This window comes from Chthoniobacter sp. (genome assembly GCF_040003245.1).
Classification (GTDB): Bacteria; Verrucomicrobiota; Verrucomicrobiia; order Chthoniobacterales; family Chthoniobacteraceae; genus Chthoniobacter.
Map to the genome: position 1 here is coordinate 22,983 of NZ_JBDUCX010000065.1, position 6,747 is coordinate 29,729.

Consider the following 6,747-nt stretch of genomic DNA (forward strand, 5'->3'; position numbering starts at 1 on the left):
TCCTCCCATGAAACTCTGCTTTTCCGCCGTTCTCACATTCCTGGCTTCACTCGTTCTGGCCCACGCCGCGCCGGAGGCATTTGAGGTCGGCCCCGCGCAGAAGGGTCAACTCCCACAAGGCAAGGAAGCCGACGGCATCATCGGCGATTTCCTCTTGCGCAACGACAAGGTCGAGGCCGTGATCTCCGGCAACCTCCCGCTGCGCCGCGCGAACATGAGCACGTTCTACGGCTCGAATGGCATCACGCCCGGCTGTCTTTACGACCTCACCTTGCGCGGTACGAACAACGACCAGCTCACCATTTTCGCCCCAGCCCAGCAGCAGGGGATGGTCTCTTGGGTGCGCGTGGTGAAGGATGGGCACGATGGCGATGCGGTGGTCGAGTGCGCCGTCACCGGCGCCAACCACGATGGTGTGGCCCGCTATCATCAATACCAGGTCCGCGACGGCTGGGAGGGCGTGAAGGTCACGACGACGCTCGTGAATGAAAGCGCTGAGCCAAAGAAGGTAAGCCTCATGGACAAGTGGACGAATTTTTTACGCATCGGCAACGCGCTCGGTATCGCCTGGGCCGATGCGGTCGATCCGGCAGACAAGGCAGGCTACGCTTATGGCCTCGTCGATGCGCCGGCCGGGCTCGTGCCCACCAAACCGTATGACCTCGCTCCCGGGGCAAGCGTCACCGTTGCCCGTTTTATCGCCGTCGGTCACTCGCCGGTCGAGGCGCTCGGCGTGGTGGCGGCGCAACGTGGACCGGTCGGCCAGCTAACGGGTACCGTGCGTGACCAGGCGGGTGCGCCGGTGGCTTCCGCCGAAATCCTCGTGCGTACGACCGGTGAATTCGACGCCAACGTCGGCGTCGTGCATCCCGATGCGGATGGGCACTTCGCCGTGACCTTGCCCGAGGGGAAGTACAACGCCACCTTCACCGATCTCGGCCGCCCCGATGTGGTGCAGACGGTGGAAGTCAAAGCGGGAACACCCGCGAAGCTGGATGCAGCGATGGCGATCGCCTCGGCGATTCATTTTCAAATCACCGACGACACCGGGCGCACCCTGCCGTGCAAGGCGCAGTTCCTCGCCATCGAGGGCACGGAGCCGGCGAACCTCGGTCCGCAAAATCGCGCGCACGGCTGCGTGGACCAGTACCATTCCGAAAAGGGCGATTTCCGCGTGCAGCTTCCGCCGGGTAAATACCGCGTCGTCGTCACCCACGGCATCGAGTACAGTCATCTTGAGCAACCAGTGACGCTGGCTGCGGGGGCGACCTTCGATTTCACTGGCAAGCTTAAGCGCCTCGTAGACACGCGTGGCTGGGTGAGTGCGGATTATCACAACCATTCCACGCAAAGCGGTGACAACACCTGCGGCACGCCGGATCGCATCATCAATCTTGCCGCCGAGAACATCGAATTCGCGCCGACCACGGAGCACAACCGGCTCTACGACTGGCGCCCGATCATTTATCAGCTCGGCCTTTCCAGCGAGATCCAGACCGTCCCCGGCATGGAACTCACCGGCTCGCTCGCGCACTTGAACTCCTTCCCGTTCAAGCCCGAGCCGTTCACGCAGGACAACGGCGCGCCGGTCTGGAATCCCGACCCGCGCATCGCTGCGATCACCCTGCGCGATTGGCAGGGCGCGGAGCCCGACCGGTGGGTGCAGATCAATCATCCCGACATGGTAAAGGACTTCATCGACGCCGATGACGATGGTCATGCGGACGGGGGATTTCACGGCCTCGCGGAACTCATCGACGGTATCGAAACGCAAAACGGCAACAGCACCGATATCCTCGCCGGACAGCCCTTCCGCATCGGCAAAAACTCCCAAGGAAAGGAGTCGGTTCAACCGGTGCGCGAATTCATCTGGCTGCAAATGCTCAATCGCGGCCATCGCTACGCGGCCATGGCCGTGAACGACGCGCACACCGTCTATGGCAACGGCGTCGGCGGCTGGCGCATGTACATGCCGAGCAAGAGCGACCAGCCGGAGGAGATCGATTGGCGGGAGAATTGCCGCCATGCCAAGGCCGGCCATTCGTATCTCACGACAGGGCCTTTTCTTCAGGTGTTGACTGATGATGGGACAGGTCCCGGTGACACGACACGCGCCGTGGGCGGCAGCGTGAAGCTCAAGGTGCGGGTGCAATGCACCGACTGGATCGACATCGACCGCGTGCAGGTGCTCGTCAATGGTCGCGCCCGGCCCGAGCTCAATTTCACGCGCGCCGCGAATCCGAAGATGTTCCGGGATGGCGTGGTGAAGTTCGACGAAACCATCGAGATCCCGCTGCACGAAAGCGCGCACCTCATCGTCGTTGCCCTCGGGGAGCACAGCGACATTTCCCTCGGCTACGGCACGAGCTCCCAGGCGAAGATGCGCCCCTGCGCTTATCACAATCCCATCTTCGTGGACCTTGATGGCCACGGCTTTACGCCCAATGGCGACACGCTCGGCTTCCCGCTGCCGGTGGCGAAGATGACGGTCGAGGAAGCGCGGCGTGAACTGGGTGCTGCCACGAGCGCGCCGAAGTAGGTCGCAATTGCCGTCTTGCTTATTTCAGCCGCACCGAAACGACGGTACTCAGCCCGGGTCGGAGCCTCTCCTCGAAGCCGCGAATGCTCTCCGCATCCATGCGGATCTTCACCGGCACGCGCTGGACGACCTTGGTGAAATTGCCCGTCGCATTGTCGGCGGGCAGCATCGCGAATTGTGCGCCGCTGGCGGGCGAAAAACTCTCGACGGTCCCGGTGAATTCACGACCCGGCAGCGCATCGACGGTGATCTCCGCCGTTTGTCCGGCGCGCATTTTGGCGAGTTGCGTCTCCTTGAAATTCGCCTCGATCCACACGTCCGGTTCCACCACGGCGATCAGCGCCTGGCCGGGCTGCACGTAGGCGCCCACTTCCGCGCTGCGCTTGCTGGTGTGACCGGAAGCCGGCGCGGTGATTGTGTTGTAGGACAACTGCAGCTTGGCGTTATCCAGCGAGCTCTGCGAATTCTGGCGCTGGGCCTGGGCCACGAGCAGCGCCGAGGACATCGCCTGCGCGGAGGCCTTGGTCGACACAAGGTTCGCTTTGGCCGAGTCGAACGCCGCCTTCGCACTGTCGAATTCCTGCTTCGACACCACCTTGGTCTTGGCCAATTCCTGCACCCGCTGGAAATCACTTTCGGCCTTCGTGTATTGGGCCTGCGACTGGTCGATCTTCGCCGCGGCGTCGGCGATTTGCGCGTGGGCGTAGGCGATCAGCGCGTCCGACTGCGCGAGCTGCGCCGTCGCCTGGTCGACTTTTGCCTGGTGATCGCGCGGATCGAGCCGGAAGAGCACATCGCCCGCTTTCACGTTTTGGTTCTGTTCCACGAGCACTTCGGCGACCGTGCCGCCGAGATGCGGCGTGACCTGGTGCACGTAGCCGGTAATGTAGGCGTCATCCGTCTCGGCGTGCGTGAGCATATGGCCGGCATAGCGCACGGCCCAGATGAGGCCGGCAACGAGCAGGGCGATGACGACGATCTGGCGCACCGGAGTGCGCCGGGGCGCGGCGATTTCAGGAACATCATCGATTGCTCCCGGATCAAGCGCGGAAGCGGCTTCGCTGTCGATGGTGGCGGATTTGGCAAGTTGGCTCATGGCGGTTGATTAGTGGGCTTCGGCAGTGGCGGCTTGGTTGCCGCCGCGACCGAGAAGGAGGATGAGTGGCAGGGTGACGACGAAGGCGATGCCGACGTAGGTGAACAGGTCGTCGAAGGCCTTGAGCGCCGCCTGGCCGGTCAGGATTTGGTCGATGGCGCTAAACGCGCGGAACTTGGCGTCGTGCGCGCTGGAGCCGAGCTTTTGGAAAAAGCCGGTGAGCGCTTCGACGCGATGCATTGCCTCGTAATTGAGTGGCGAAACGCGTTCCACCAGCGCCGCGCGGTGGGTCGCTTCCCGGCGGGAAAGCATGGTGGTGAGCACGGCGATGCCGAAGCTGCCGCCGAGCTGGCGCGTGAGATTGTAAAAACCGGAAGCCGCCGGCACTTCATTCTTCGGCAGCGAGCCGAGCGTGGCGATGCTCAGCGGCAGGAACATCATCGCGCTGCCCAGCCCGCGGAAGACGAGCGGCCAGAACAATTCGGTGGCGCTCGTATCGGGATTGATCGTGGCCAGCGAGAACATCACTCCGGCGGTGGTCAGGCTGCCGGCGGCGATCAACACGCGCGGCCCCACGCGATTGATGAGTTTACCCGTAATGATCATCGCCACGCCGGAAGCGATGGCGCTGGGAATGAGCAATTCGCCCGTCTGCATCGCCGTGAAGCGCAGATTGTTTTGTGCAAAAATCGGGATGGCGAACAGCGCCCCGTAGAGGCCGGCGCCGAGGATGACGGAGTAGGCGCTTCCCGCCGCGACCGATTGATAGCGCAGCACGCGGAGGTCGACCGCCGGATGCTCGACGCGCAATTCCCACCACACAAACGTGATCAGCGAAACGAGGCTCGTGACCGCCATCGTGCAGATGAACCGCGATTCGAACCAATCATCCTGCTGCCCTTCCTCGAGGATCACTTGCAGCGACGCGAGGCCGGCCGTCATGAGAGCGATGCCGGTCCAATCGATCGTCGCGCGCTGGCGGCGATGCGGATCGTCCTCGGGCAGAAAGGTCATCGCCAGGATCACCGCGAGGATGCCGAACGGGATGTTGATGAAAAAGATCCAGCGCCAGTTCAGTGCGTCGGTGAGATAGCCGCCGAGGGTCGGCCCGATGGCCGGTCCCATGATCACGCTCAAGCCGAAGGCCGCCTGCGCCGCGCCTTGCTCCGCCTTGGAAAAGGTCTGGAACAAAATCGACTGCGCCTTCCCGAGCATGCTGCCGCCGCCAAGGCCCTGGAGCACGCGGGCGAAAATGAGCATCGGCAGATTCGTGGCGAGACCGCAAAGGATCGAGGCGAGCGTGAAAGCGATGAGCGAAAAGATGAAATACGACTTCCTTCCGAAGCGCTCATCGAGCCACGCGGTGAGTGGAATGATGACGACGTTTGCCATGCTGTAGCCGGTGATGACCCAGCCGATCTCCGCGAGGGTCGCGCCGAGATTTCCCTGCATGTGCGGCAGCGCGACATTCACGATGCTCATGTCGATCACCTCGAGGATCGCTCCCAGTGCCACGGTCACGGCGATGGCCCATTTGATCCAGCCTTGCTTCGCCGCGCGCTCCGCGATGGGCGAGCTATAGGTGAGATTCGCGAGGGCGGAACTCATGCGGAGCGCCGTTTTTTGGCCGGGGAAATGGGAGCGGGGGCGATGCCGCGCAGGAAGAGTTCGACCACGGTGGTCACGTATTCGTCCTGGGAATATTCGAGCACCTTGAGCAGCCCGGTGCGCCGCAGCATCCCGGCGAGCAACATTCCGGTGAAAGCGTCGATCATCGGCGGGAGCTCGAGATCGCGCCGCACGAGACCGTTGCGCTGGGCCGCGCGGAGATACTCACCAAGACGGTCGCGCATCGGCTTCACCGCTTCGCAAATAACCTGCCGGGCCTGCTCGGGATAGCGCCGGGCCTCGCTGATCATCGTGCGAATGAGCGCGTCGTGATCGAACAGGATCTGGTTCATGCGCTGCGCATAGCGGCCGAGGTCGCCCGCCAGGTCGTTGCCGTCCGGCTCCGACTTGCTGAAGGACTCCACCTGCGCCGCCACCGACCGTTCAAACAGCGCGGCGATGAGCTTCTCCTTGTTGCCGAAGTGCCGAAAGAGCGTGACCTCGTTGACGTGAGCCACATCGGCGATCTCGCGCGTAGTCGCGGCATGGAGGCCGCGCTCGGAGCAGACTTGAAAGGCGGCATCGAGGAGGCGCTGGCGGGTAGGGTTAAGGACTTCGGCTTGCATGTAAGTGCTTGCTTGCATTTTTTCGTGATCCGGGCCGGAGTGCAACCGATTTTTCGGTCAATTTCGCGCCCTTCCGCTCGCTTCGTCGTCCGCTTTTCTCTCCTTGATAAAAAATCCCTTTCGTCTGCGCGCAGCGTGTGGCATAAAACGCGGCTCTTTTCCCCAGACCAAACCAACCCAGTCCAAGGGCCCCTATGGATAACATCATTGCCAGTCGAGAGCTCCAGGTGGAGCGCAAGCACTACTTTATCGAGTTCCGCGAAAACGAACGCGGACGCTTCTTGCGCATCACCGAGGAAGCGCACGGCCGGCGCAATACCGTCATCGTCCCGAGCACGGGCCTCAACGAATTCAACGCCGCGGTCGACGCGGTGATCGTCGCGGCCAACGCCTCGAACGCCTCGGCGGCATCGACCACTTCCACCACCACCACGCCCGCTGCTTAGCACGGGCTTTTTACCACCACTCCTACATGCCAACGAAAACCAAATCCGTAAAACTCCCGCCTTCGCGGGCCAAGATCAGCACCAACGGCGCGAAGAGCGCGAAGGCCACCAAGTACGTCTATACTTGGGGCTCGGGAAAAGCGGATGGCGACGGCTCCATGAAGCCCCTCCTCGGCGGCAAGGGCGCCAACCTCGCGGAAATGACCCGCATCGGCCTGCCCGTACCTCCCGGCTTCACCATCACCACCGAAGTCTGCACCTATTTCTACGACCACAAGAAGACCTACCCGCCTGAACTTCAGTCGCAGATCGAGGCCGGCGTCCGCAACATGGAAAAGATCATGGGCTACAAGTTCGGCGACTCCAAGGGCTTCCCGCTCCTCGTCGCCGTCCGTTCCGGCGCCCGCGATTCCATGCCGGGCATGATGGACA

General features: G+C 62.8%; 6 protein-coding genes. 3 read left to right on the forward strand and 3 right to left on the reverse strand.

What is annotated here, in order from left to right:
• Window positions 1-7: 7 nt before the first annotated feature.
• Window positions 8-2,539: a CehA/McbA family metallohydrolase gene (locus tag ABJF10_RS11250; RefSeq protein WP_348544662.1), complete on the forward strand. Its 2,532-nt coding sequence runs from the start codon at window positions 8-10 to the stop codon at window positions 2,537-2,539.
• 19 nt (window positions 2,540-2,558) lie between these two features.
• On the opposite strand, the gene ABJF10_RS11255 is transcribed toward ABJF10_RS11250, so the two are convergent.
• Genes ABJF10_RS11255 through ABJF10_RS11265 form a run of 3 tightly spaced genes read right to left on the reverse strand, consistent with a single transcriptional unit; the run spans window position 2,559 to window position 5,887 of the window.
• Window positions 2,559-3,635, reverse strand: coding sequence for an HlyD family secretion protein (locus ABJF10_RS11255; RefSeq protein WP_348544663.1), 1,077 nt, complete (start codon window positions 3,633-3,635; stop codon window positions 2,559-2,561).
• A 9-nt stretch (window positions 3,636-3,644) separates the two neighbouring features.
• Window positions 3,645-5,243 (reverse strand): DHA2 family efflux MFS transporter permease subunit, encoded by a 1,599-nt coding sequence (locus tag ABJF10_RS11260; RefSeq protein WP_348544664.1) that lies wholly within the window; start codon window positions 5,241-5,243, stop codon window positions 3,645-3,647.
• Window positions 5,240-5,887: a TetR/AcrR family transcriptional regulator gene (locus tag ABJF10_RS11265; protein WP_348544665.1), complete on the reverse strand. Its 648-nt coding sequence runs from the start codon at window positions 5,885-5,887 to the stop codon at window positions 5,240-5,242. The genes ABJF10_RS11260 and ABJF10_RS11265 overlap by 4 nt, the downstream gene beginning before the upstream one ends.
• Window positions 5,888-6,063: 176 nt before the next feature.
• On the opposite strand from ABJF10_RS11265, the gene ABJF10_RS11270 reads away from it, so the two are divergent.
• A complete protein-coding gene (locus tag ABJF10_RS11270; protein ID WP_348544666.1) occupies window positions 6,064-6,315 on the forward strand; it encodes a DNA-binding protein in 252 nt (83 codons plus the stop codon).
• 26 nt (window positions 6,316-6,341) lie between these two features.
• A partial coding sequence (locus ABJF10_RS11275; RefSeq protein WP_348544667.1) for a PEP/pyruvate-binding domain-containing protein occupies window positions 6,342-6,747 on the forward strand: 406 nt, incomplete at its 3' end.

Coding starts and splice junctions, on each gene's coding strand:
- ABJF10_RS11270 (WP_348544666.1), top strand. CDS start 6,064: ATGGATAACATCATTGCCAGTCGAGAGCTCCAGGTGGAGCGCAAGCAC.
- ABJF10_RS11260 (WP_348544664.1), bottom strand. CDS start 5,243: ATGAGTTCCGCCCTCGCGAATCTCACCTATAGCTCGCCCATCGCGGAG.
- ABJF10_RS11255 (WP_348544663.1), bottom strand. CDS start 3,635: ATGAGCCAACTTGCCAAATCCGCCACCATCGACAGCGAAGCCGCTTCC.
- ABJF10_RS11265 (WP_348544665.1), bottom strand. CDS start 5,887: ATGCAAGCAAGCACTTACATGCAAGCCGAAGTCCTTAACCCTACCCGC.
- ABJF10_RS11250 (WP_348544662.1), top strand. CDS start 8: ATGAAACTCTGCTTTTCCGCCGTTCTCACATTCCTGGCTTCACTCGTT.